19 protein-coding genes are annotated in these 24,139 nt (G+C 71.5%); 8 read left to right on the top strand and 11 right to left on the bottom strand.

The features are described 5' to 3' along the window. Positions 1–6 precede the first annotated feature (6 nt). Positions 7–1,611 carry a peptide ABC transporter substrate-binding protein gene (locus FLX07_RS21325; protein WP_142572633.1) on the bottom strand — a complete coding sequence of 535 codons (1,605 nt, stop codon included), beginning with the start codon at positions 1,609–1,611 and terminating at the stop codon, positions 7–9. A gap of 120 nt (positions 1,612–1,731) precedes the next feature. On the opposite strand from FLX07_RS21325, the gene FLX07_RS21320 reads away from it, so the two are divergent. The 3 genes from FLX07_RS21320 to FLX07_RS21310 are packed head-to-tail and all read left to right on the top strand — an operon-like array spanning position 1,732 to position 4,451. Then, the gene (locus tag FLX07_RS21320) at positions 1,732–2,703 is read left to right on the top strand and encodes a helix-turn-helix transcriptional regulator (protein WP_142572631.1); all 972 of its coding nucleotides are present in this window, start codon (positions 1,732–1,734) and stop codon (positions 2,701–2,703) included. A 58-nt stretch (positions 2,704–2,761) separates the two neighbouring features. After that, entirely contained in the window at positions 2,762–3,577 is an 816-nt protein-coding gene (locus FLX07_RS21315) for a DUF4253 domain-containing protein (RefSeq protein ID WP_142572629.1), read from the top strand. Positions 3,578–3,599: 22 nt separating this feature from the next. Further along, on the top strand, positions 3,600–4,451 hold the full coding sequence (locus tag FLX07_RS21310; protein ID WP_142572627.1) for an SAM-dependent methyltransferase: 852 nt from the start codon (positions 3,600–3,602) through the stop codon (positions 4,449–4,451). Positions 4,452–4,455: 4 nt separating this feature from the next. On the opposite strand, the gene FLX07_RS21305 is transcribed toward FLX07_RS21310, so the two are convergent. Further along, on the bottom strand, positions 4,456–5,439 hold the full coding sequence (locus FLX07_RS21305; RefSeq protein WP_167748341.1) for a lactonase family protein: 984 nt from the start codon (positions 5,437–5,439) through the stop codon (positions 4,456–4,458). Between the two features lie 188 nt (positions 5,440–5,627). On the opposite strand from FLX07_RS21305, the gene FLX07_RS21300 reads away from it, so the two are divergent. Beyond that, entirely contained in the window at positions 5,628–6,059 is a 432-nt protein-coding gene (locus FLX07_RS21300) for a hypothetical protein (RefSeq protein ID WP_189105038.1), read from the top strand. Here FLX07_RS21300 and FLX07_RS21295 read toward each other — a convergent pair whose 3' ends face one another. From FLX07_RS21295 to FLX07_RS21280, 4 genes are all read right to left on the bottom strand, one after another. Beyond that, positions 6,060–7,742, bottom strand: coding sequence for a sensor histidine kinase (locus tag FLX07_RS21295; RefSeq protein ID WP_142572621.1), 1,683 nt, complete (start codon positions 7,740–7,742; stop codon positions 6,060–6,062). It abuts the gene before it with no gap. Positions 7,743–7,798: 56 nt separating this feature from the next. Continuing rightward, positions 7,799–8,440, bottom strand: a complete 642-nt coding sequence (locus FLX07_RS21290; protein ID WP_142572619.1) for an Rv1733c family protein — start codon at positions 8,438–8,440, stop codon at positions 7,799–7,801. A 67-nt stretch (positions 8,441–8,507) separates the two neighbouring features. Beyond that, positions 8,508–9,497, bottom strand: a complete 990-nt coding sequence (locus FLX07_RS21285) for an Acg family FMN-binding oxidoreductase (RefSeq protein WP_142572617.1) — start codon at positions 9,495–9,497, stop codon at positions 8,508–8,510. A 19-nt stretch (positions 9,498–9,516) separates the two neighbouring features. Continuing rightward, the gene (locus tag FLX07_RS21280) at positions 9,517–10,176 is read right to left on the bottom strand and encodes a CBS domain-containing protein (RefSeq protein ID WP_142572615.1); all 660 of its coding nucleotides are present in this window, start codon (positions 10,174–10,176) and stop codon (positions 9,517–9,519) included. 220 nt (positions 10,177–10,396) lie between these two features. Here FLX07_RS21280 and FLX07_RS21275 point away from each other — a divergent pair, with 220 nt between their 5' ends. Beyond that, a complete protein-coding gene (locus FLX07_RS21275) occupies positions 10,397–11,098 on the top strand; it encodes a CBS domain-containing protein (RefSeq protein ID WP_142572613.1) in 702 nt (233 codons plus the stop codon). 28 nt (positions 11,099–11,126) lie between these two features. Here the strand turns inward: FLX07_RS21275 and FLX07_RS21270 are convergent, their stop codons facing one another. After that, entirely contained in the window at positions 11,127–13,541 is a 2,415-nt protein-coding gene (locus FLX07_RS21270; RefSeq protein WP_167748340.1) for a DUF222 domain-containing protein, read from the bottom strand. Between the two features lie 1,169 nt (positions 13,542–14,710). Between FLX07_RS21270 and FLX07_RS21265 the strand changes: the two genes are divergently transcribed. Next, the gene (locus FLX07_RS21265; RefSeq protein WP_142572610.1) at positions 14,711–15,559 is read left to right on the top strand and encodes a PRC-barrel domain-containing protein; all 849 of its coding nucleotides are present in this window, start codon (positions 14,711–14,713) and stop codon (positions 15,557–15,559) included. 204 nt (positions 15,560–15,763) lie between these two features. Here FLX07_RS21265 and FLX07_RS21260 read toward each other — a convergent pair whose 3' ends face one another. From FLX07_RS21260 to FLX07_RS21245, 4 genes are all read right to left on the bottom strand, one after another. Next, positions 15,764–16,288 (bottom strand): FxsA family protein, encoded by a 525-nt coding sequence (locus tag FLX07_RS21260; protein ID WP_142572608.1) that lies wholly within the window; start codon positions 16,286–16,288, stop codon positions 15,764–15,766. A 77-nt stretch (positions 16,289–16,365) separates the two neighbouring features. Then, entirely contained in the window at positions 16,366–17,109 is a 744-nt protein-coding gene (locus FLX07_RS21255) for a polyprenol monophosphomannose synthase (RefSeq protein WP_142572606.1), read from the bottom strand. Further along, entirely contained in the window at positions 17,109–18,665 is a 1,557-nt protein-coding gene (gene lnt / locus FLX07_RS21250) for an apolipoprotein N-acyltransferase (RefSeq protein WP_229689868.1), read from the bottom strand. The genes FLX07_RS21255 and lnt overlap by 1 nt, the downstream gene beginning before the upstream one ends. A 481-nt stretch (positions 18,666–19,146) precedes the next feature. Then, complete coding sequence (locus tag FLX07_RS21245) at positions 19,147–21,384, bottom strand: HelD family protein (protein WP_142572604.1); 2,238 nt, start codon at positions 21,382–21,384, stop codon at positions 19,147–19,149. A gap of 201 nt (positions 21,385–21,585) precedes the next feature. Here FLX07_RS21245 and FLX07_RS21240 point away from each other — a divergent pair, with 201 nt between their 5' ends. Then, the gene (locus FLX07_RS21240; protein WP_142572602.1) at positions 21,586–22,803 is read left to right on the top strand and encodes an ROK family transcriptional regulator; all 1,218 of its coding nucleotides are present in this window, start codon (positions 21,586–21,588) and stop codon (positions 22,801–22,803) included. 12 nt (positions 22,804–22,815) lie between these two features. Then, the gene (locus FLX07_RS21235; protein ID WP_142572600.1) at positions 22,816–24,138 is read left to right on the top strand and encodes an ABC transporter substrate-binding protein; all 1,323 of its coding nucleotides are present in this window, start codon (positions 22,816–22,818) and stop codon (positions 24,136–24,138) included. The last annotated feature ends 1 nt before the right edge of the window (position 24,139 follow it).

Genomic DNA, 24,139 nt, shown 5'->3' with positions numbered 1-24,139 from the left:
CTCGTGTCACCCCTGTTTCACGGTGATCGTGTACAGGTTCTTGCTGTACGGGGTCACGTCGACGCCGCTGAGCCGGCTGGTGAAGCCGATCTGGTTCTGCCAGTTCCACAGCGGGATCATCGGCATGTCGGCCAGCGCGACGTCCTCGGCCTTCTGGTAGAGCGGCAGGCTCGCGTCCAGGCTGGGCGCGGAGTTCGCCTGCTTGATCAGGTCGTCGAACTCCTTGTTCTCCCAGCCCATCCGGTTGCCCGCGCCCCACATGTACTCGAGGTAGTCCTGGGGGCTCGGGTAGTCCATGACCCAGTTGTTGCGGTAGGGACCGTCCTCCTTGCGCTGGCGCAAGGTCGACAGGTAGTCGGCGGCCGGGATCTTGCGGAACTTGATTTCCGAGATGCCGAGGTTCTGCTTGAGCTGGTTGGCGACGGCGGTCATCCACTGCTCGTAGCTCGGGTCGGCGTTGGAGAACCACAGGTTCAGCGTGCCGCTGAAGCCGCCGGCCTGGTCGAACAGCGCCTTGGCCTTGGCCGGGTCGTACGTGCACGCCTCGCCGCAGGCGTTCTCCCGGTAGCCGGGCACCAGCGGCGCCAGCAGCGACGCCATCGGCTTGAACGCGCCGTCGTAGACCGCGTCCACGATGGCCTGCCGGTCGATGGCCATGGAGAACGCCTTGCGCAGGTCGGCGTCGGCGAACCGCTTGTCGAAGGTCGGGAAGCCCAGGTAGTCCATCGTGCCGTCGGGGGTCTGCACGAAGCGGTCGCCGAGCAGCTTCTTCGCCTCGCCCGTGCTGGCCGGCGGGACCGTCGTCATCAGGTCCACCCGGCCGGCCCGCAGGTCGGTCCACGCCGTGTCACGGCTGGCGTAGATCTTGAAGGTGACGCCGTCCGCCTTGGGCGTGCGCTCGCCCGCGTACGAGGGAGACCGCTTGATCGCGATCTGCTTGTTGTGCTCCCACGCGCCGTCGAGCACGAACGGCCCGTTGCCGACCGGCGCCTGGTCGAACGCCTTGAGGTCGGTGAACGCCGCCTTCGGCATCGGCGCGAACGCGATGTAGGCGAGCGTGATCGGGAACTGGCTGAACGGCGCGGTGAGCGTCACCTCGAGCGTGGTGTCGTCCACCACCTTGAGGCCGCTCATCTTGTCCGTGGACGGGTCGCCCTTCTCGGGGTTGAGCTTGTCGTAGCCCTCGATGTTGGCGAAGTAGTAGTTGTTGGTCCAGCCGTTGGGGCCGTAGGCCGTGGCGTTCCAGGAGTCGGCGAAGCTCTGCGCCGTGACCGGCTCGCCGTTGCTGAACTTCTGCCCCGGCTTGATCTTGATCGTCCAGACCTTCTGGTCGGTGCTGCTCACCGACTCGGCCGCCCGCATCACGGGCTTGCCACTGGCGGCGTCGATGGAGACCGGAGTCTCGAAGAGCGTGTCCAGCACCGTGATCGAGTAGTCGCTGGAGGTGTTGCCCGGGGTGAGATGGTCAGGCTCCGTCAGCGCGACGGAGAACGCGTTCGCCTCCTTGCCGCCGCCCGCCGGCGACGATCCTCCCCCGCCTCCCCCGCACCCGCCGCTCAGCATGATGGCCGCCACAGCGAGGGCGGCCGCCCGGCTTCTCGTGACCCTCACTGGTCCTCCGCCTCATCGTCGTGTTGCGGGTGAGGGTAGGAAACGGGGCCGCCCTCTGCATCGGAGACTTTACGTATTCCATGCGGAACCTTTACCCGGCAGGCTGAGCATGGAGGATCCATGGACGCAATCAGCCTCAGCGCGCGGAGCCTGCACGCCGTCGCCGAACTGGGCTTCCAGGTGGCCCGGCAGGGGGCACACGGGGCGATGACCGCGCTGGGAGAGGTCATCCCCGTGGAGGCGTACGAGTTCGTCGCGTTCGACCCGGCGACCGGCCGGCACCGTTCGCTGGTGTCGGCGGGGTACACGCGGGTGGACGACGACGCCGCGGAGGAGTACGCCCGGCTCGACGCCTACCGCCGGGCCATGTCGCTGCGCACGTCCGTCGTCATGGGTTCCCCCGGCACCGAGCGCTACTTCCGCCGCCACCTGGAGCCGTACGGCTGGCGCGCGGGGATCACGACGCCGCTGTTCCTGACCGGCGGGCGCTACACCGGGCTGCTGCACGTCGGCTCCCGCGCGGACCTGCCGCCCGAGGCGCCCGCCGTGATCAGCGCGGTCTCCCCCGCCCTGGCCCACCTCACCGACGTGACCCGCTGCGTCATCGACCCGATGGGCCTGCCGCCCGGCTTCCACGCCGTGGCGTACGAACGGGGCGGGCGGCGCAGGGACGTGGCCGGATGGCCCGCGTCGGAGGCGCTCGCGGCCGAGCCGGCGATGGCGGAGCTGGCCAGGGCGTTCATCGACTCCCGCGAGCTGTCGCGCCGGGGGCTGTGGCCGGACGGCACCGGCCAGTGGCGCGAGCTGCGCCTCCACCGGGCCGGCGTGGGCTTCCACGGCTCCATCCAGGGCGCGGTCATCGCCGAGCGCCCGTGCGCCCTGCCGTACGACCTGACCTCGCGCGAGATCGAGGTGCTCACCCGGGTCGCGCAGGGCGACTCCAACCCCCAGATCGCCGCCGCGCTCGTCCTGAGCGTGCGCACCGTGACCACCCATCTGGAGCACATCTTCGCCAAGCTGGGTTGCGACAGCCGTACGCGCCTGACCATGAAGGTTCTCGCCGAGGGGCTGTGCCGGCTCGACGTCCCGTGATCCCCGTAATGATCGCCCTCACGGGACGCGCCAAGGCCGGGTCCGACATTATTGGCGCATGTCGGTTCACGAGCGTCGGCGGCTCCCCACGGGCCTGGAGCTGCTGTTCGGCGACGGCGGCGACGGGCGGGTGCTGTCCGTCGACCTGCCGTCCGGTTCCCTCGTGTGGCCGGACCCCGACTACGACCGGCTGCGCGCCCATCACCGCCCCTCGTTCTGGCTGAGCGACGAGCCGGTGCCCGCCGGGCTGTGGGCCCGGCTGCGCGCCGAGCACCCCCGGTCGGGCCTGTGGCCGATGCTGCTGGAGGACGGCGTGCAGCCCTGGTCGGCCGGGCAGATCGCGCCGGACTCGCCCGACCAGGTCGGCTACTACAGCGCGGCCGGGTTCATGGCCGAGGCGTGGCAGGACCTGCTGCTGGGCCACGAGGCCTACCTCGCGCCGTTCGGAGCCGAGTGCCCCGGGATCGCACCGCCCGCCGCGCTCGTGGCCGACCCCGACGTGGTCGCCGACTGGTACGCCGACGTGGTGGCCGAGCGGATGACGCCGCTCGGGCTCGCCGCGGTGGACCGCGGCGCCGACGCGATGGTCGCCATGGGCTGGCAGGGGGCGCTGCACCACAACGAGTGGACCGTGCCCCTGGCGGCCGTCGTGCGCAGCTGGGAGGAGCGGTTCGGGGCGCGGGTGGTCGGCATGGGGTTCAACACGCTGGACCTTAGCGTCGCCGCGCCGCCCGCCACCCCCGCGCACGCGCTGCACGTGGCGGCCGAGCACTGGACGTTCTGCCCCGACAGCGTCCTTCAGGGCCCGGGCACACTGGCCGACTACGCCGAACAGATCGTGGGCCAGAACGCCTGGTCGTTCTGGTGGGATTGAGGCGATAATTACCGGCGGACTGATGACGAGCGAGGGAGGCGGTTTGGGCGGCACGGAGCCGGGCGGGGGCGAACGGCCCGTCAAGGTGGCGGGTCTCAGCACCGGCACCGCGAACATCGCCCGGATGAGCGACTACCTGCTCGGAGGCAAGGACAACTTCGCCGCGGACCGGAGGTTCGCCGAGCAGCTGACGGCCATCGCGCCCGAGGTCAAGACGATGGCGGTGGACACCCGGGAGTTCCTGGAGCGGGTGGTGCGCTTCCTCATCGAGCAGGGCGTGCGGCAGTTCCTCAACGTGGCGTCCGGGCTGCCGACCCGGCGCAACACCCACGAAGTCGCCCAGGAGCTCGCGCCCGGCGCCCGCGTGGTGTACGTCGACGACGACCCGGTGGTGCTCAACCACGCGCGGGCCGTGCTCGCCCGCGACACCTGCACCGGGGTGGTCGACGGCTCCATCCTGCGCCCGGCGGAGATGCTCGCCGACCCCGAGATGCTCCGGCTCATCGACTTCACGCAGCCGGTCGGGGTGCTGATCCCGGCCCGGCTGCAGTACCTCCCCGACGCCGTCGAGCCGTACAAGTGCGTGGCCCACCTGCGCGACCACCTCGCCCCGGGCAGCTACCTGGCCATCGGTCACGCCGTCTTCGACAGCCGTCCCGAGCTGGCCGCGCCGATCGTCGACCTGTTCCGGCAGATCGTGCCGCAGGCCGACGACGCGACGCGGGACCGGGAGAAGGTGCTGCGCTTCTTCGACGGCACGGAACTCGTCGATCCCGGCCTCGTCTACATCCGCCAGTGGCGGCCGCGGATCCCCCAGAGCACCGGGCAGGCACAGCGGGTGTGGATCGTCGGCGGCGTCGGCCAGGTGCTCTGACGACCTACCGGATGAGCACGCACGAAGGGGTGCCCACCGTCAGCGCCTGACCGGTCGGCTCGGGCAGCCCGTCCCTGAGCGCCAGCACGGCGACGGAGTCGGACCGCTGGTTGGCGACGTAGAGGCGGTCGCCGTCGATCGCGAAGTGGCGTGGCCAGCTTCCCCCCGACGGCACTTCGGCCGTCATCGTGAGACGGGGCCCGTCCACCTCGAAGACGCTGATGGTGTCCGGCCCGCGGTTGGCGACGTACAGATGGCGGCCGTCGGCGGACAGCGCGATGTGAGCGGGGAGGTTGTCGCCGCCGCTCGCCCGCACCGCGCCCGCCTCGCGCCACTCGTCGTCGTAGACGCGCACGGTGCCGTCGAGCTCGCCGGTGACGTACCAGTGCCCCTCGTGGTGCAGGAAGTGCCGCGGGCCGCTGCCGGGGGCCAGCCGTACGGGGCCGTCCGGATGCGGGCGCATGCCCGGCAGGAAGCGGCGCATCTGGTCGGTGCCGAGGTCGGTCACGTACAGCACTCCGCCGGGCCCGAAGACCGCCTGGTGCGCGTGCGGGCCCTCCTGCCGGTCCGGACGGGGGCCGCGGCCCTCGTGCGGGAACGTCAGCGGGCCGGGCTCGGGCATCCCGTCCTCACCCAGCCGGTAGGCCGTGACGGTCCCGTCGCCGTAGTTGGCGATCGCCAGCCACCGGCCCTCGGGGTCGAGCGCCAGGTGGCACGGCAGCGAGCCCCCGCTGGGGTGCTCGGCCAGGAGCCGGGGGGCGGGATCGTCGTCGGCGAAGACCGCGAGCCCGCCGTCCGCGGCGCGTTCGAGCACCGCGTACAGCAGCGGCAGCCGGGGGTGCGCGACGACGAACGACGGACCGGAGACGGTCGTCTCGCCCACCGCCTCCAGCCGCCCGTCCGCGTGCGACCGGGCCACCGTCAGGCCGGGGCCCGAGCCCTCCGTGTCGGAGGTGTATCCGCCGATCACCAGACCGGGTCGGGACATTCGCGCTCCAAGGCTCAGCTCGTCGGGATAACGCATGGTATCGGCCGGACGGGGCCGGGTAGGCGACCGCGCCGGGACGGAGTAATCATCCGTGCCGGAGTTCCCCAGGACGCCGACGAGACTCCGGCGATAGGGGCATATGCCCCATGTCGCTTATATCCACTGGCGCATGGGCAGGTGGTGGCCAGGTGTCTCGTCACTGCGCGGACGTCTTCCGAACCGATCTCGTCTCGGCGGTGCGGCGGCTTGCGGTCGCCGCGCTCGTCGTCTCGCTGGCCGGTCTCGCCGTTCCGGAATCGGCGGACGCGGCCTCCGCTCCGCTGCGCCGCAAGCCGCAAGCGGCCGCGGCCGATGCGAAGGCGCCGGCCCATGCGAAGGCGAAGGCCAGGCCCAGGCCCGGCCCGCGCGGTTACCAGGTGGCCCGAGGCGGGCGGACCAGCGCCAGGCAGTACAAGTCGGGCCGTGGCCGGAACATCCAGAACCTCAACGGCGTCTACACGCCCTCGCTCCTGAGCGGCCCGCAGTCGACCTCCGTCACCTCCGCCGGGAAGATCAGCAGCCAGGGCGCCTACTGCGCCCCCGGCGGCGGGTCCTGCGACGTCTCGCAGAACATGAGGTGATCAGCTCAGCGGGACGCTCCATTCCAGGCGGGCGCCTCCGGTGCCGGGGGAGGTGAGGGTGAGGGCGCCGCCGAGTCGTTCGGCGCGGTCGGCGAGGTTGCGCAGGCCGCTGCGGCGGCCCTCGGCGGGGATGCCGACGCCGTTGTCCTCCACCACGAGGGTCAGCCGGCCGTCCGCGGCGTGGACGGTGACGTCGGCTTGGGTGGCTCTGGCGTGGCGGACGAGGTTGGACAGGGCCTCGCGCAGGACGGCGAGCAGGTGTTCGGCGATCTCGGCGGGCACGTCGTTGTCGAGCCGGCCCTCCAGGCTCAGGCCGGGCATGAAGCCCAGGTGCCCGCGGGCGCCCTCGACCAGGTCGACGACCTGGGCGCGCAGGCTGGGCGAGGCGTCCTCGCGGGGGGTCTGCAGGGCGAAGATGGTCGAGCGGATCTGCCGGATGGTGGTGTCCAGTTCGTCGATGGCGCTTTGCAGGCGGGTGGAGGCCTCCGGGCGTTCGACCAGGCGTACGGCGCTCATCAGGGTCATGGCGACGGCGAACAGCCGCTGGATGACCACGTCGTGCAGGTCCTTGGCGATGCGGTCGCGGTCTTCCAGCAGGCCGAGCCGCTCGGCGTCGCGGCGGGTCTCGGCCAGTTCCAGTGCGACGGCGGCCTGTCCGGCGAAGGCGTGCAGCGTGCGTAGCTCCGACTGGCTGAACGGCATCCGTCCTGAACGTTTCACCAGGGCCAGCACCCCGCGTACGGCACCGGCCGCGCCCAGCGGCACCGCCGCCACCGGGCCCGGGTCCAGGTCACCGGCGAGCTGGACGTCACCGCCGGCGGGGTCGTCCAGCATGAGAGGCTCGCCGCTCAGGAACGCCCGACCGGACAGGGAGCCCTCGATCGGCAGGACGGCGTCCTGCAGGACGCCGTCCTCCAGTGCCACCTGCAGGGCGTCGCCGCCCTTGCGCGGCAGCAGGATCGCCACGGCGTCGGCGTCGGCCATCTCGCGGGCGCGCCGGGCGATGAGCGTGAGGACCTCCTGCGGCTCACCACCCGACAGCAGCCGGGTGGTGATGTCCGAGGACGCCCGCAACCAGGTCTCCCGGCGGCGGCTCTCCTCATACAGGCGGGCGTTCTCGATCGCCACGCCCGCGGCGGTGGCCAGGGCGACCACGATCGCCTCGTCGTCCTCGTCGAAGTTCCCGCCGCCGCGTTTCTCGGTGAGATAGAGGTTGCCGAACACCTCCTCGCGGACCCGGACCGGCACCCCCAGGAAGCTGCCCATCGGCGGGTGGCCGGGCGGGAAGCCGTAGGACTCGGGATGCCGGGAGATGTCGGCCAGCCGCAGCGTCCGCGGCTCCTTGATCAGCAGGCCGAGCAGGCCCAGCCCGTGCGGCCAGTGCTCGATCCTGGCGATCTCCTCCTCACTCAGCCCCACCGGCACGAACTGGACGAGCGTGTTCTCCTCCCCGATCACGCCCATCGCGCCGTACGTCGCGTCCACCAGCGTCGCGGCGGTGGCCACGATGCGCCGCAGAACCACCTCCAGGTCGAGATCGCTGCCGATCGACACGACCGCCTCCAGCAGCGCGTGCACCCGATCCCGGGTGGCCAGCACCGCCTCCAGACGCGACTGCAACTCCGCCAGCAGATCGTCCAGCCGCATGCTGGGAATCAGCGACCGCGGCTCGTTCTCCCTCATGGTGCAGAAGTCTGGCAGCACGGGGGTCCGGTGGGCACGGGGGTCCGGTGCGTCCTTCAGATGTGGTGACGGCGCCACCTCTGGTCGGCCGCCGCCCAGGCGGCCTCCCACTCGCGGTAGCGCCTGCGGTCCAGCCAGCCACGTGCCAGCGCGAAGCAGGCCCAGGCCAGGACGGCGACGCTCGCGACGGCGCCGGCGGCGGCCAGTCCCGCCCTCGTCATCGTCTCGGCCCGCTGCGGCGGCGGCGCGACCGGCCTGCCCGCCGCGTCCACCCACAGCCGCGCGTTCGCCGGGCCGTCCCGCAGGAGGAGCGCCGCCGGAACCACGCCCTCCCGGACCTCGCCGGACGGCAGCGTCCACCGCGCCGGGCTCACCGCGGGCAGACCACGGCCGTTGGCTTGCACGGCCGGCGCGGCCTCGATCGACGCGGCCCCGATCGACGCGGCCCCGATCGACGCGGTCTCGACCAGGGTGACCTCGACCAGCTGCCGCGTCCCGGACCCGGCCCGCTCGGCCGCGATGCCGTCGTCGTACACCGCGCGAGCGGCCAGCGCCGCGGGCAACACGGCGAACAGGACGGCGGCCAGCGCCGCCGCCGCGAGCGCCGCCTCGATCCGGTCGGAACGGCGGCGCAACGGGTTGCGATCGGGCCGGTAGCGGCGTAACCGTGACACGACCCAGCCGACGATCGCCCTCATCGCGCACCTCCTGTCGGGGTCACAGGAGATCCCACTTCCCCGGACGGGGCCGTCCACGCCCGCCGAATCAGTCCACCACGTCGGAGGCCGCGCGGCGGACGCTCTCGCTCTCGTCGATGACGAACCCCAGCCGCATGACCATCTGCGGCGCCTCTCCCGAGCACAGGTGCCTGCGGATGAACTCCCGCAACTCAGGCATCTCCAGTGCCTGCGTGTGGAAGGCCACGCTCACGCCGTACGCGGAGGCGTGCAGCAGCGTCCGTTGCAGCGCCTCACCCGCGCGCAGCCAGTCCTCCCGGCCGTCGCCCGCGGTGGTGAGCAACGCCACGAGGCCCGTCGACACCGACACCCGCTCGTCCGGCGCCATTCCCCACTCGTGGCCCCGGGCGTAGTCGCGCGGTGCGAAGTGCTGGGGATGCGTACGCCGCGGATCGGTCGGATAGCCCGCCGCGGGCACCCCGTCGCGGCGTGAACTGCCGGGCGGCCGGGCCCAGCGCATGAGTTCGAGGACGAACAGCCGGTTCTGCGACTGCACGTCCTGGGCCGCGCCGGTGAGCGCGGCGAGCACCCGCGCGGAGGACTCCGACCCGATCGGTCTCAGATGGCCGTCCTCCTCCGCCGCCTCGGCCACGAGCGAGTCGACGAGGCGGTCGGGCACCGGCAGAGCGGTGAACCCGGACCGGTGGGTGCGGCGGCGCTCGATCTCCGCATGCAACAGGCGGGTGTGCTCGCCCGGCTCTCGCCCCGGCCGCACGCGTACGGTGGCCAGCAGCAGCGGACGCTCCGGATCGGGGAAGCGCCGCACCTGGGGCTCGTAGCCGAGCGCCTCCAGCATGATCCGCACGTTGAACAGCGCGGCGCCGCAACTGATCGTCATCTGCCGGCCGGTGGGGTCGGAGACCCGCAGCTTCCTGTCGGGGTCGGCGCGCAGGCAGATCTCGTCGCCCGAGACGCCGAACGACCAGGGCTGGGTGTTGTGGATCGAGGGCGCCCACAGGGCCGCCTCCACCGCGGCCCTGGCGGCCGGCGCGATCCCTTCAGCGGTCCGAGTGTTCACGGTCTCCCCCTGTGGTCGGTCACAGCAACGGTGGGGCGATGAGCAGGTCGTCCACGAGGAAGACGAGGTCGGCGTCCACCTCGACGACGCCCTCGACCCGGCGTACGGCGTGCAGCAGCGGCTTGGTGTCCGACCTGCGGGGCACCTGTCCGCTGATCGCGACCACACCGCCGGAGACGGTGATCCGGAGGTCGTCGGGACCGAGGTTCAGCCGGGCGGCGATCTCCTCGATGTCGGCCAGGATGTCCTCCGCCGGCCGCACGAACACCCGCAGCAGGTCGCCCTGGTGAACCGTCCCCACGATGCGGCCGGTCATCGCGTCGATCACGGGCAGCTGCTTGATGCGGTTGCGGTGCATCAGCCTGGCCGCGTCCCGCACCGACGTGCCGCCGGTGACCGTGATCGCGGGGCGGGTCATGATCTGGCCGGCCTTCGTGCCCGCCGCCTTCCGGTGCTCCTCCCGCCTGCGGGGACCGTCGAGCACGCTCTCGCCCGGATCGATCTCCTTCAGCAGGATGTCGTCCTCCGACACCACCCCGACCGGACGCCGGTCGGCGTCGATCACCGTGACGGCCCCCACCTTGAACCGCTGCATGGTGGCGACAAGGTCTGCGAACGACGCGTCCATCGGCACCGCGATGGCGACCTTGCCCATGACATCCTTCACTTTCGCCGTCATGACGACGCCTCCCATCTCTCAGTGCCCAGCGTGCCTCGCCGCGTCTTCCGAGGTCAGCGGTGAAGGTCCTGACCGCCTGGGACTTTCGGCCACCCATCGCGCCGTCCGGGGCAGGGCATGGCGAAGGGCCCCACCGGTAGGGCCGTCCGGCCCTTCGCATCCGGCCCGTACGGCGGTGAGATGGGAGTGGGAACGGCAGACGGCCCGGGAGGAGCCGATCATGCACATGAAGGTGCGAGACGTCATGACGAGCGAGGTCGCCTCCGTCAACGGCAGCACGCCGTTCAGGGACGTGGCCGAGGTGCTCATCGCGCACGAGGTCAGCGCGGTGCCCGTCGTCGACGGTGAGGGCCACGTCGTCGGCGTGGTCTCCGAGGCCGACCTGCTGCGCAAGGAGGAGTTCCGCGAGCAGTTCTACCGGGAGGGCTACCGGCCGCCGCTACGCGCCCGCCTGCGTGAGGCCGTGGGGCACGGGGCCGCCAGGAGCCAGGAGCGGGCCCGTGGGGTGACCGCCGCCGAACTCATGTCCGCCCCTGCCGTTATCACCCGGCCGTACACCAGTGTGGTCAGCGCGGCGCGGCAGATGACCCAGCACGGCGTCAAGCGCCTGCCTGTCGTGGACGACGAGGGCGTGCTCATGGGCATCATCAGCCGTCACGACCTGCTCAAGGTTCTCGCCCGCGCGGACGCCGACATCGCCCGCGAAGTCCGGCAGGACATCGTCGAGAACTGCCTGTGGGCCGACCTGTCGGGCGTCGAGGTCGCGGTGTCGGACGGCGTCGTGACGCTCACCGGTGCCCTGGACCGCCGCTCGCAGGCGAGGGTGCTCACACGGATGGTCGAACGGACCAACGGCGTGATCGAGGTCGTCGACCGCCTGGAGTGGAAGGAGGACGACGTCGGCCCATGGGAAGGAGCCTGATCCTGGAGCCTGGCCTCATGTTCCCGGTTCACGTCTTCCGGACTCTGATGTGGACCGGGTGGTAAGTGAAGGCCCAGCGGTCGGTGCCGGTCTTGTGGCGGGTGTAGCGGTCGGGGTGCTGGTAGCGATCGCGGTTGTGGAACTGGCAGGCCGGCCCGAGCAGCTTCAGGTCGGTCAGGCCGCCGGTGCCCCAGTTGTCGGCGTGGTCGATCTGGCACATGGTGGCGGGCAGCGGACAGCCGTCGATCCAGCAGGTGGCGTAGCGGGCGTAGACGGCCCGTCGCTGGGCGGGGGTGGCCAGGCGGACCTTGCGGCCCATGTCCAGCACCTGCCCCTCGGCATCCATCACCAACCGCACCAGAGCGCTTGTGCGGGCCAGGCGATGCACGCTGGAGACCGGCAGCATCTGCCCGGTCGCCAGCAACAACCCCGGCGCGGTCCCCAGCAGCGCCCCCGGCACCGCCCCCAGCCCCGGCTCGCCCGGCGCTGCCCCCGGCAGCGTCCCTGACGCTGTTCCCGATGGCCTCCCCGGCGGCCTCCCCGGCGCTGCATCCAGTGGCTTACCCGGCGGTGTCCCCGGCCCAGGCTCGCTCGACGGTGTCCCGGGCTCTGGCTCCGATGGCCTCCCCGGCTCCGGTCTCGGCGCTCCCGGTGCCGCGCCTCGCGCCGTCCCTGCTCCCGACTGCTCATGGTGCACGTCGTTGCGGCCTTCCGGCGTGCCCTGCCCATGCCGGCAGTCCCCCGCAGGCTGATGCCCGGCGTGAGTGTGATGCGTGGCGGCGTCCTCGGGAGGAGGATCCGGCCATTCCGCCGCGCGGGAGTGCGCCGCGCGGGGACGCGCCACATGTGGTGGCACCGCGTCTGGTGGCGCTGTGTGTGGGGGCGTGCTTCCGCCGCAGGCGGGCCGTGCCGCTGCGGGCTCGGGGTCTGTTTCAGCTTGGGCCGCCGCATGGTCGCGGTCTGCGCCCCTGCGCAGTGCGGTGTCGTCGCCCTTGGCAGACGCAAGATCAAGGTCGGTGTTCCCGGCAGCGGCGTCCGCGACTGCATCGGTATCGGCCGTCGGACCGGCCGCTGTCTCGGCATCAGCATCGGCTGCCGGGGCGGCTGCTGTCTCGGCTTCGGCGGTGTCGGGGTCATGTGGCCGGTAGGGGCCCTCACCCTGAGTAGGAGCGGCATCGTCGGTTATGCCCGCGTCGTCCACGTTGCCGGGGTCGTCGTCGCTGGGGATGGCGTCGCTGGGGATGGCGTCTTCGACGTCGCCATCTTCCACATGGCGCGGCCCGTCAACGCTTCCGGTGTCGCCGAAGGCACTGGTGTCCTCGCTGCTCCAGCCATCCCCGGCACTGGGCGCGCCCTCGGCATCCTGAGCGTCCTGGACGTCCCCGGCACCCTCGCCGCCCTGCGCACCCTCGGCGCCATCGCCGTCCTCGGCGTTCTCGCTGTCCCAGCTATCATCGGCGCTGGCCGCACCCTGGGCATCCTGGCGGTCCTCAGCACCCTGCGCGTTCTCGGCATTCTCGCTGTCCCGGCCGTCCTCGGTGTCCTCGGCACCCTGCGCGTCAGCGGCCTCGGCCTCTTCGGCGTTCTCGCCGCTCTCGGTGTCCTCGGCGCTGTCCGGACCCTGGACGTCCTCGGCGTCCTCGGCATCCTGGGCGTCCTCGGTGGCTTCGGGGTGGTCATTGCCGGGGGCGGGGTCTTCGGGGTGGTCGGGTTGGGGGTCGGTGGGCAGGGATTCGGCGTTGACCAGGACCAGGAGCTCAGCGACGATCTTCTGCTCCATCAACGCGATGAACGCATCCGCCTGGCGGACCCGCAGCGGCCGATCATCGCCCTCCGCACGCGGCTTGGCATAAGCATCCAGCAGCGCCCGCAACCGCGCCGCCGCCTCACGCGGCAGATAGAACTCCCCCTCCAACCCCCCACCCGCAGTGGGGCGGACCCGCAAAAACCGCCGCCCGTAATCGGCCCGCTCGTCCCGCTCCTCACCATCAGGGTCCAACACCGCCCGCAGATACCGCCCCGCCTTGGCCACCTCCGCCGGCCCCGCCTTACCCGCCAACTCCAGCAAAATCGGCTCGGCCAGCGCCGCGTGCTCATCACTCAACCGCGCGGTGGCCATGCAGATCGCCTCCACCACCCCCGCCGACAACACCCCGGCGGCGAACTTCTCCCGCACCCTCGGCAGACGCGCCAACTCCACCGCCAGGGTCAGCAGGCGACCTGCTCCGGCCACGCTCATCCCGGCGGCGGTGCGTAGCCAGCTGCGGGTGGAGGCATGCCCATGCTGCTTGGCCTGCCCCGCCCGATGCACCTGCCCCACCCGATCCGCCAACGCGCACGTGATCCGATCCCGCGCGAACAGCAAATCCTCAGCCTCAGCCACACAGATGCCCGCATCGCCCGGCAACGCCGCCAGCGCCAACGCCTGCGCCGACTCACGCAACGAACCCACCAACACCCACGACGACCGACCCCGAGCAGCACCAGTAGCAGCATCGCGGGCACCGGCACCACAACCACCGGCACCACCGGTGCTCCCAGCACCGGAACCAGCACCACCGGCGCTCTCAGCATCGGCACCACCAGCGCTGTCGGCGCTGTCGGCGCTCGAACCATGGGCACTACCGGCGCCACCGTCAGAGCTCCAAGCGGTGCCATGTGCGCCACCAGCTCCGTCAGCGCCGGGGGACGCACCGGTGGTCGCACTCGTGGAGACACCCGTGGAGACTCTGGTGGACGCACCCGTACAGGCGCCGGCAGGCGGGGTCGCAGATGCGCGGTTTCCGGCAGTGGCGTGCAAATGCGGTGGCATTTGCCCAACGAGGCACTGCCACCTTTGTGTTACACGTGGATCCCGGCTCGACTCACCGAAAATTCCCCTAATGTGATCGTCGGCGTAGGTCGCACTTTTGGAGAACAAAAGGGTCGACTGGGAAGTCAGCCGCTCCCACCAGTTCTCATCTGGAGCGTTCGAACGGTCGAGGCGCTCAGGGTCGATATGCGGCGACTCCATGACACCTCCTCGCGTTCTTTCGAATCTATGTATGGATCCTTTCACGCGCTGCTTGCCCTGCTCAAGCGCGAAAGCGAATTAAATGGGGTCACAGGCAGAGGTGCAATTGAGTGCATAGCCTCCTCAAAGTACATAGCCTCCATAATCCGACTCGCTCAGTGGCCTCCGATTCCTGGGCCCGGAAATCGCTCGCGAACTTCTCTCCCCAGGGCGGCCAAGCCCCCGCCGCCCACCCCGCCACCGACACCGACACCGACACCGACACCGACGACAAACACCTTCGCCGGTGCCCGCGCCGAACCGCGCGTGCCACTCGCCGGCGAGGAGGGCCGCGGTGCCGATCTCTGGCCTCTCTGCGGCGGCCCCTCGGCTCGGGCAGCGCGAGACGACGGTCCCATGCCGCCACCCGGGCGATCATGGCGGCGATTTTCACGCCGGCTGAGGATGCCGCGACGCGGGCTTTCACCTGCGATGACGCCGGACGCACCGACGCGCCTCACTGGGCACGACAGAGGCGAATTCCGGAAAAGGTGGTTTCCGTCCTCCCATCGGCGGTAGCCCAGTAAGGGACCGACCAAGCGAGAGACAAGGAGAAGCACGTGATCACTCACGAGCAGATCCCCATGATGCTCGACAACCCGGTCCACGACCCCAACGGCGACAAGATCGGTGAGGTCGCGCAGGTCTTCCTCGACGACGCGACCGGGCGGCCGAAGTGGCTCTGCGTCAAGACGGGACTTCTCCGCACCAAGGAGACCTTCGTCCCGCTGCACAACGCGAGCCTGACGGCCGGCCATGTCGAGGTCCCGTACGACAAGGAGCACGTCAAGAACGCGCCCGACGTGGACCTGGGCTCCGACGGACACCTTTCCGCCGAGCAGGAGCGTGAGCTCTATCGTCACTACGACATGGACTGGGACGGCGCCTGGGAACGCGCCAACCGAGCCGACAGCCTCACCGGCTGGGCCGACAGCGCCGGGCGGCGCGAACGCGAACGGCTCGGGCTCGGCGCCGACGAGCCCGGCGGCTACACGGACGACGTGGGCCGCAAGGACCACACGGGCCACACGGACCGCACCGACTACCCGGACCGCACCGACTACCCGGACTACGCGGTGACCCGCGGCGGGGAGCGATACGGCACCGACGATCCGGCGCTCGGGTCCAGGGACCGGCTGGACGCCGAGATCCCCGGCACGCGACCGGGTGAGCCGCTCGCGCGGCGGGATCCCGAGACGCGGTCCGAGGAGCTGTTCGGCGGCGGCGATCCCTCGCGCACGTCGAGCGAGTGGTACGGCACCGAGGACCCGGCGGCCCGGTCACAGGAACGGTTCGGCACCGGCGATCCGGTGACCAACGCCGGCGACCGGTTCGTCACCGACGAGGACACCCGTGATCGGGACATCCGTCGCCGGGACATCCCCGACGAGGACGAGCCGCGCCTGTAACCCGAAGCGGATCCAGTAACCCGATACGGACACAGGCGGATCCAGGCGGACCCAGGACAGGCACGGAAAACCCCGACCAACCTGGGAAGCCGCTCGTCCCCAGCCCCGTTGCCCCGGCGCGCCTCCGCCGCCGGGGCAACGGCATGCCCGGCCACTCATCCGGCCACTCGTCCGGCCGCTTACCTGGCCGCTTTCAAGCGTCTTTCAGTCGTCGTTGATGACCTCGCCGTGCACCACGGGGCCCCGGCCCGCTCCGGCGGGCCCGCCGAAGCCGCCCGCGCCACCGAAGCCCGCCCCCTCGCCCTCGCCGAACCCCGCGGTCCGGTCGAAGAGCGGCGCGTACGGCGAGCGGGCGGCGAGCGAGCGCACGCGGCGGCCGAAGAACCACGAGAGCCACCGCCGGGCGATCGGCCGGGTGAACGGCAGGATCAGGAAGAACCCGAACACGTCGGTCAGGAAGCCCGGGGCGAGCAGGAGGGTGCCGCCGGCGACGATCATCGCCCCGTCGGCGAGTTCACGCTCGGGCATGCGCCCCGACTCGACGGCCGTGCGCAGCCCCGCCCACGCCCGCCGCCCTTCACGGCGCACCAGCCAGGCCCCGAGGATGCTGTCGGCGAAGAGCAGGGCGACCGTCTCCCACCCGCCGATCACGGACCCCACCCGGATCAGAATCCAGATCTCCAGGACGGGAACCAGGAGGAACCCGAGGAACAGCCCGATCCGCACCATGTCACGCCCCACTCACCCCGGCACTCGTACGTCTGCGTCAACGTTCCCGCGGCCCCGGGGGTTCCTGTGGATCGTGGCTATCGCCGCGGGCGAAACCGCTCGCCGAGACCGGCGACCCCCCAGACGGCCACGCGCCAGAAGGCCTCAAGGATGATCTTGCGGCTCATCTTGCTGCTTCCCACGGTGCGCTCGACGAACGTGATCGGCTTCTCGGCCACCCGCAGGCCCTGCCGTACGGTGCGGAGCGTGAGGTCCACCTGGAAGCAGTAGCCCTGCGACTCCACGTCGTCCAGCCCGATCTTCTGCAGGGTGGCCGCGCGGTAGGCCCGGAAGCCCGCCGTGGCGTCGCGCACCGGGATGCCGAGCACCAGCCGGACGTAGGTGTTGGCTCCCCGGGACAGCAGCTCGCGCGAGAACGGCCAGTTGACGGTCTTGCCGCCGGGCATCCACCGGGAGCCGATCGCCAGGTCGGCGCCGTCGGTCAGCGCGTCGAGCAGCTTGTGCAGCTCCTCGGGCTGGTGGGAGCCGTCGGCGTCCATCTCCACCAGCACGTCGTAGCCCTCGGCCAGGCCCCAGTGGAATCCGGCGATGTAGGCGGCGCCCAGCCCCTGCTTGCTCGTCCTGTGCAGGACGTGAATGTGGTCGTCCGCCTCGGCCAGTTCGTCGGCGATCCGGCCGGTGCCGTCGGGGCTGTTGTCGTCCGCCACGAGCAGGTACGCGTCGGGCAGCGCCTCACGCAGCCGCCGCGTGATCATCGGGAGATTCTCCCGCTCGTTGTACGTGGGGACGATCACGAGCACCCGTCCCGGGGTCCGCTCCATCAGCCTCTCCTCCGCCCACAGATGGCTGCCACCGTCGCTCCGGCTCCCATGAGTACCATGATCCACTCCGGCGATGCGCCCAGCTCCGCCGCCACCGTGTTCTTCGTCCTGACGGGGACATCCAGGACGTTCATCGCTGCGACCAGCTCGCCGGTATGCCATCCGACCCGGCCGTCGGGACCGACGTACGCGGAGATGCCCGTCGTCGCCGCGGTGACCACGGCCCGGTTGAACTCCACCGCGCGCAGCTGCGACATCGCAAGCTGCTGGGGCGGCAGATTGGTGAGCGCGTAACTGGCGTTGTTGGTCTGCACCACCAGCGGCGTGCCGCCGGCCAGCACCGCGTCGCGCACCGTGCTGTCGAACGCCACCTCGTAGCACTCCACGGTGCCGATCGTCACCGGCCCCATCCGCAGCGCCCCCGGCTTGTCTCCGGCGACCGACTGCCTGCCGACGAGCTGGGCCCGCGACGACAGCGCCAGGAACAGGTCCTTCATCGGCGTGTACTCGCCGAACGGCACCAGCCGCCGCTTGTCGTAGTACGCGCCGGGACCGGTGACCGGGTCCCAGACCACGCCACGCGTGGCCCGGTTCTCGGTGCCGATCTTGGCCACCGCGCCGACGAGGATCGGCACACCGATGTCCTTGGCGGCGGAGTCGATCACCTGCCGGGCGTACGTGCTGGTGTAGGGGTCGATGTCGGTGGAGTTCTCCGGCCACACCACGATGTCGGGCCGCTGGAGTCTCCCCGCGCGCACGGCCTCGGCCATCCGGTGCGTCTCGTCGGCGTGGTTGCGCAGCACGACGGCCGGCTCGTCGCCGAGGAAGTCCATCCCCCGCCCAGGGACGTTGCCCTGGATGACACCGATCCGCACTGTTTTGTCCTCGCCGCCGGGCCGGGGCACGACCAGCCCCAGTACTGGTACGGCTATCGCGGCGAGCAGCGTCCCGGCAAGCACCCGGTCGCCCCGCCACCTCAGCGGACGCCGTGTGACCAGCGCGGCGAGCAGGGCCCCGGTGAGGGCGACCGTGAAACTTACAAGCGGAGCGCCGCCCAGCGCGGCGAAGCCGGTGTACGGCGACTCGCCCTGGCTGAAGGCCAGCCGCGCCCAGGGGAAGCCCCCGACGGGGAACAGGCCACGGGCCCACTCCTGCACGACCCACAGGCAGGCCACCCACAACGGCCACAGGCGCAGCCGCATGACGAGGACGGCCATACAGGCCAGCGCCGCCCAGAACAGGCTCTCGATGCCCGACAGGGCCAGCCAGGCGTCATCCCCGATCGGGCGGACCCACGCCAGCGTCGGCAGGAGGAACGCCAGCGCCCCGGCGTACCCGATCCACGCCGCCCGGCGCAGGCGCAGGCCGTACAGCGCGAGGGCGAGCAGCGCCACGCCCACCGGCGCGCAGAACCACCAGCCGATGGGCGGGAAGGCGAGATAGAGCACCAGGCCGCCCACGACGGAGGCGGTGAGGCGGATCAGGACGCCCGGCACTCGTGGCGTCGGCGCCGCGGCAGCGGGCGAAGCCGCGTCCTGTGCCGTCTTCAGTGCCACAGGGCAGTCTCTCCTCGCATGTCGATGCTCCTGACGCCAAAAATCTTTCCAGGTCAGAGTCGCAGACGGCGGCGCAGGCCGCCAAACCGGCTTCAGCCACTGTACGGCGGCGAGGAGCAGGTGGAGGAGAACAGAGAAAGGGAAGAAGGCCCGGGCGGCCCTTCGGACCGGTTCCGTCCCGTCGGCGGCGGGCGCGGAGCTCCGTTGTCTACTGGGTGCCCGGGCCCCTCCTGGGTCCAACCCCCCGGCCGGATGGGGTGCCCCGCCTCGGCGGAACGCCACCCTGCGCCTGGTGTGCTGACGGAGTCACGCTCCGTCATCGACGCAGAGGTCAGCGGCGCCATAGAGCGGCCAACCGGTCAGTCCCGTGCTGGACTGCGCAGCAAACTACCGACCTCAGCGCAGATGTCAACCGCGTCCCGATCAGCGGAAATACCGCATTTCCGCAGGTAGGAGCGGTGCCCGTTCGGCCTGGTTCCAGTCAACGTCGTTCCAGGCCGTTCAGGACCTCGGGCAGCTCCTCCGTGTGGACGACGCCGAGGCGGCTCGTGGCCCGGGTGAGGGCGACGTAGAGATCGCTCGGGCCGCGCGGCGACTCACGCAGGATGCGGCCGGGTTCGACCACGATCACCGAGTCGAACTCCAGCCCCTTGGCCTCGGTCACCGACAGCACCGCCACGGGCGCGTCCAGCGCGGCCGGGCCGGGCCCGGTGGCCGCGCCGGGCACGGCGGCCCGGACGATCGCCCCGACCTCCTCGATCATCCCGGCCGGGGCGATGACCACGAGGCGGCCCTCTCCGACGACCTCGGCCGCGACCACCGGACCGGCCTCCGCTAGGGTGGCGACCCGCAGGGACCACGGCCGCTCACCCGTCTCCCGCACCGACTCCGGCGCCTTGAGGTCGGCGCCGACCAACTGGAGCACGCGGGCGGCGACCTCCATCAGCTCGGCGGGGGTGCGGTAGTTGACGCTGAGATGCTCCTCGCGCCAGCGGCCCGCGACGTACGGATCGAGGACCCGGGCCCAGCTCGCCGCACCCGCGGCCGACCCGGTCTGCGCGATGTCGCCGACGATCGTCATCGACCGGCCGGGGATGCGCCGCATGACCATCCGCCACGCCATCTCGGACAGCTCCTGGGCCTCGTCCACGATCACGTGGCCGAAGGCCCACGTGCGGTCCCTGGCGGCCCGCTCGGCCGTGGTGAGATAGGTCTCCTCGGCCTGCTGCCGTTCGGCGAAGCGCTCGGCGTCCATGATGTCGGCCAGGCCGGTCAGCTCGAGCACCTCGCGGGCGTAGGCGATGCGCTCCTCGCGCTCCTGCTCGGCCCTGCGCGCCGCCCGCAGCACCCCCTCGTCGATGTCTCCCAGCAGCTCGGCGGCCTCGTCGAGCAGCGGCACGTCGGCCGCGCTCCACCAGTTCTCCCTCGCTCTGGGCGGCTCGCGCAGCAGCAGGTCGCGCTCGGGCGCGCCCAGCCCGGCCGCCGCCATCCGGTCGCGGTCGGTGAACAGGCCGATGAGCAGTTGCTGCGGCGTGATGTAGGGCCACAGCCGGTTGAGCGCCACCCGCACCGGTTCCTCGGTGCGCAGGTCCTCGCGCAGGTCGGCGAAGTCGGCCTCGTCGAGCGCGCCACGCCCCAGGTGCCTGGCCGCCTGCCGGGTGAGCACGGTCAGCAGGTGCCGTACGAACACAGCCCTGGCCTGGTTGTGCGGCCGGCGCGAGCGGTGGGCCTTCGACCGGGCCGCCTCCAGCGTCTGCCGGTCGAGCTTCAGCGTGAACTTGTCGAGCTTGATCTCCACGGGCGTGCGCGGCATCCGCTGGCGCCCCCGTACGGCCCGGGCGATCACGTCGGCCATCGCGATCCGGCCCTTGACCGCGGCGGCCTCGGGCGGATCCTCCCGGGTCGCGGTCAGGCCGGGGTACAGCTCGCCCACGGTGGACAGCATCACGTCGGTCTCGCCGAGGGACGGCAGCACCTGCTCGATGTAGCGCATGAAGGTCGGGTTGGGCCCGAGGATCAGCACGCCCCGGCGTTCCAGCCGCTCACGGTAGGTGTAGAGGAGGTAGGCCGCGCGGTGCAGGGCCACCACGGTCTTGCCGGTGCCCGGGCCGCCCTGGACGACGAGCACGCCGTTCAGGTCGCTCCGAATGATCTTGTCCTGCTCGGCCTGGATGGTGGCGACGATGTCGCGCATGCGGCCGGTGCGCTTCTCGCCGAGCGCGGCCAGCAGCGCCGCCTCGCCGTTCAGCGACGCCCGGTCGGCGTCGGTGAGGCTGTCGAGGTCGAGCAGGTCGTCGTCGATCGCGGTGACCCTGCGGCCCCGGGTGTGCAGGTGACGCCGCCGGGTGACGCCCATCGGGGCGGCCGGGGTGGCCCGGTAGAACGGCTGTGCCACCGGGGCCCGCCAGTCGATCAGCAGCCGGTGCTGGTCGTCGTCCGACAGGCCGATGCGGCCGATGTACAGCCGCTCACCCTCCGAGTGGTCGAGCCTGCCGAAGCACAGGCCGTTCTCCACCGCCCACAATCGGGCCAGCCGCTGCGTGTACATGACGGCGAAATTGTCGCGCTCCGAGCGGTTTTGATGGGTGCCGAAGGCCCCCTGGGCCAGCACGGCGTCGAGCTGCCCGCGCGTGCGCTCCCGCAGCACGTCGAGGCGCTCGTACAGCGCGGCGACGTACTTCTGCTCCCGGGCCAGCTCGCCCGTCGAAGACTCTGGCATAGGCCGCCAGATTCTACGTGCCGTCCCGCTCTTCTCCCGCATCGGGCACGGCGCAATCACGGGTGCGGTCACGGGTGCGGTCACAGGTGGATCTCGGCGCGGACGACGGTCTTGACGGCGCCGGGGCCCGTTCGTACGGTCGCATCAAAAGTTAGGAAACTTTCCTAACCGGCTGTGGTAACCGGCTGTGTGGGAGAACGCATGACCCGCCCCATCGCGGGGACGCCGAGCCTGTTGCGCGCGATCAACGACCGTGCCGCGCTGATGGTCCTGCTCGAACGCGGCCCGCTGACCCGGCCCGAGCTGGGGGTGCTCACCGGCCTGTCCAAGCCGACCGCCTCCCAGCTGCTGGCCCGGCTCCAGGAGGCCGGCCTGGTCGTCCTGGACGGCATCCGCGAGGGCCTGCCGGGCCGTACGGCCGAGCTGTACCGGATCAACCCCCGCGCGGCGCACGTGGCGGCGCTGGACGTCACGCCGGCGCGCATCAACGCGGCGGTCGCGGACGTCACCGGGGCGGTCGTCGCCGAGCACCGCCTGACCACCCCCGGGCGTACCGGAGGCGACGTGGTGGAGCGGGTCCGGGCCGCGCTCACAGGGGCGTGCGGCCCGGCCGGGCTCGACCCGACGGAGCTGAGCCGGGTGGTCGTCGGCATCGGCGGGGCCGTCGACCCCTCGACGGGCAGGCTCGGCTACGCCGCGCACATCCCGGGCTGGCACATCCCCGACCTGATCGGGACACTCCGCGACGGGATCGGCGTGCCGATCGACGTGGAGAACGACGTCAACCTCGTCGCCCAGGCCGAACGGTCCAGGGGCAGCGCCCGGGGCCACCAGGACTACGTGCTGCTGTGGGCCGACGAGGGCATCGGCGCGGCCCTCGTCATCGGCGGCCGCCTCCATCGCGGGGCGACCGGCGGCGCGGGCGAGGTCGGTTACATGCCCGTGGCGGGCGCCCCCACCGCGCGGGACGTCGGCAGGCGGGCCAACCACGGGTTCCAGGCGCTGTCGGGCGGCCCGGCCGTGCTGGCCCTCCTGCGGGCGCACGGCGTGCGCGGCTCCACGCCGAGCCGCGCCGTCCGCAACGCGGTCGCCCTGGCCGGACGCGGCGGCCCGGACGGCGAGAGCGCGCGCGAGGCGCTCCGCGACCTCGCCGGCCGCCTCGCGCTGGGGCTGGCCGCGATCACGGCCGTGGTCGATCCCGAGATCGTCGTGCTGTCCGGCGGCGTGCTGCTCGCGGGCGGCAAGGTCCTGCGGGAGACGGTCGAGCGGGAGCTGCACACGCTGACCATCCCCCGGCCCCGCGTGCTGCTGTCCGCCCTGGAGGGCAACCCGGTCCTCGCCGGGGCCCTCGACCTCGCGCTCGGCGCCGTACGCGAGGAGCTGTTCGGCGCGGTGAACACATCCCCCTCTATGCGCTAGAGAGGCACCCCCATGAAACGCCTTCTCCTCGTCTCCGCCGCGGCCGGGCTGGCCGCGCTCACCGCCTGCACGGCCGGCACCGAGAGCGGGCCGCCCAAGGTGGCCCAGAGCGGGGCGAGTCACGCCCCGGTCACCATCGAGTTCTGGCACGGCTTCAGCGCCGACAACGAGCTCAAGGCCTTCGACGAGACCCTCGCGGGATTCCGGACGAAGTTCCCCTGGATCACGGTCAAGGCGACCAAGGCCGTCCAGGACAGCCAGATCCTCCAGTCCGTGCGCGGCGGCAATCCGCCCGACGTGGCCCTGTCGTTCACCACCGACAGCGTCGCCGAGTTCTGCAAGGCCGGCATCTTCCAGGACCTCAACCCCTACCTGGAGGCGAGCGGCATCGACCCGGCGGCGCTGTTCCCGAAGGTGATCGCCGAATACACGCAGTATCAGGGCAAGCGCTGCGTGATGCCGATGCTGGCCGACGCGTACGGCCTCTACTACAACAAGGCGCTCATGAAGGGCCACCAGCCCCCGAAGACGATGAGCGAGCTGGCCGACCTCGCCAAGAAGCTGACCGTCAAGGACGACAAGGGCGACATCAAGGTCGCCGGGTTCGTCCCGACGAGCCAGATGTACGAGAACGCCCCCATCCACACCGGCGTGATGGTCGGCGCGAAGTGGACCAACCCCGACGGCACCTCGGCCATCGGCTCCGACCCGCAGTGGAAGAAGCTGATGACCTGGCAGAAGGAGCTCACCGGCTGGTACGGCTACGACAGGATCGAGAAGTTCCGCAAGAGCTTCGGCGACGAGTGGTCGGCCGAGAACCCGTTCACCGCGGGCAAGGTCGCCATGGCCATCGACGGCGAGTGGCGCACGGCGATGCTCGCCTCCGACGCTCCGGACCTCGGCTACGGCACCGCGCCGCTGCCGGTAGCCGACGACCAGCCCCAGCGGTACGGCGCGGGCTTCATCACCGGCACCGTCATCGGCATCCCGCGCGGCGCCGAGCACCCGGAGGCCGCCTGGGAGCTGGTGAAATACCTCACCACCGACACCGGCACGCTGGTGACGCTGTCGAACGCGATCGGGAACGTGCCGAGCACGCTGCCCGCGCTGCAGTCGCCGGACCTCAAGAAGGACCCGAACTTCCAGACCTTCCTCGACGTGTTCGCGAATCCGAACAGCACGACGCTGCCGGCACACGTCAACTCCGTCTTCAACCAGCAGACGCTGCAGGAGGCGCAGATCAAGTGGGAGTCGGGCCGCGCGTCCGACCTGGACGCCCTGCTCGCCGAGGTCGACAAGAAGATCGACGAGAAGCTCAGGCTGACGGCGGGCTGAG

It is taken from the genome of Microbispora bryophytorum (genome assembly GCF_006874465.1).
Classification (GTDB): Bacteria; Actinomycetota; Actinomycetes; order Streptosporangiales; family Streptosporangiaceae; genus Microbispora; species Microbispora bryophytorum.
The sequence above is the reverse complement of the archived record's forward strand: the minus strand, read 5'-3'. Positions and strand labels throughout refer to the sequence as shown.

Coding starts and splice junctions, on each gene's coding strand:
- FLX07_RS21315 (WP_142572629.1), top strand. CDS start 2,762: ATGTCGGTTCACGAGCGTCGGCGGCTCCCCACGGGCCTGGAGCTGCTG.
- FLX07_RS21310 (WP_142572627.1), top strand. CDS start 3,600: ATGACGAGCGAGGGAGGCGGTTTGGGCGGCACGGAGCCGGGCGGGGGC.
- FLX07_RS21235 (WP_142572600.1), top strand. CDS start 22,816: ATGAAACGCCTTCTCCTCGTCTCCGCCGCGGCCGGGCTGGCCGCGCTC.
- FLX07_RS21295 (WP_142572621.1), bottom strand. CDS start 7,742: ATGAGGGAGAACGAGCCGCGGTCGCTGATTCCCAGCATGCGGCTGGAC.
- FLX07_RS21275 (WP_142572613.1), top strand. CDS start 10,397: ATGCACATGAAGGTGCGAGACGTCATGACGAGCGAGGTCGCCTCCGTC.
- FLX07_RS21320 (WP_142572631.1), top strand. CDS start 1,732: ATGGACGCAATCAGCCTCAGCGCGCGGAGCCTGCACGCCGTCGCCGAA.
- FLX07_RS21280 (WP_142572615.1), bottom strand. CDS start 10,176: ATGACGGCGAAAGTGAAGGATGTCATGGGCAAGGTCGCCATCGCGGTG.
- FLX07_RS21260 (WP_142572608.1), bottom strand. CDS start 16,288: ATGGTGCGGATCGGGCTGTTCCTCGGGTTCCTCCTGGTTCCCGTCCTG.
- FLX07_RS21255 (WP_142572606.1), bottom strand. CDS start 17,109: ATGGAGCGGACCCCGGGACGGGTGCTCGTGATCGTCCCCACGTACAAC.
- FLX07_RS21245 (WP_142572604.1), bottom strand. CDS start 21,384: ATGCCAGAGTCTTCGACGGGCGAGCTGGCCCGGGAGCAGAAGTACGTC.
- FLX07_RS21240 (WP_142572602.1), top strand. CDS start 21,586: ATGACCCGCCCCATCGCGGGGACGCCGAGCCTGTTGCGCGCGATCAAC.
- FLX07_RS21305 (WP_167748341.1), bottom strand. CDS start 5,439: ATGTCCCGACCCGGTCTGGTGATCGGCGGATACACCTCCGACACGGAG.
- FLX07_RS21290 (WP_142572619.1), bottom strand. CDS start 8,440: ATGAGGGCGATCGTCGGCTGGGTCGTGTCACGGTTACGCCGCTACCGG.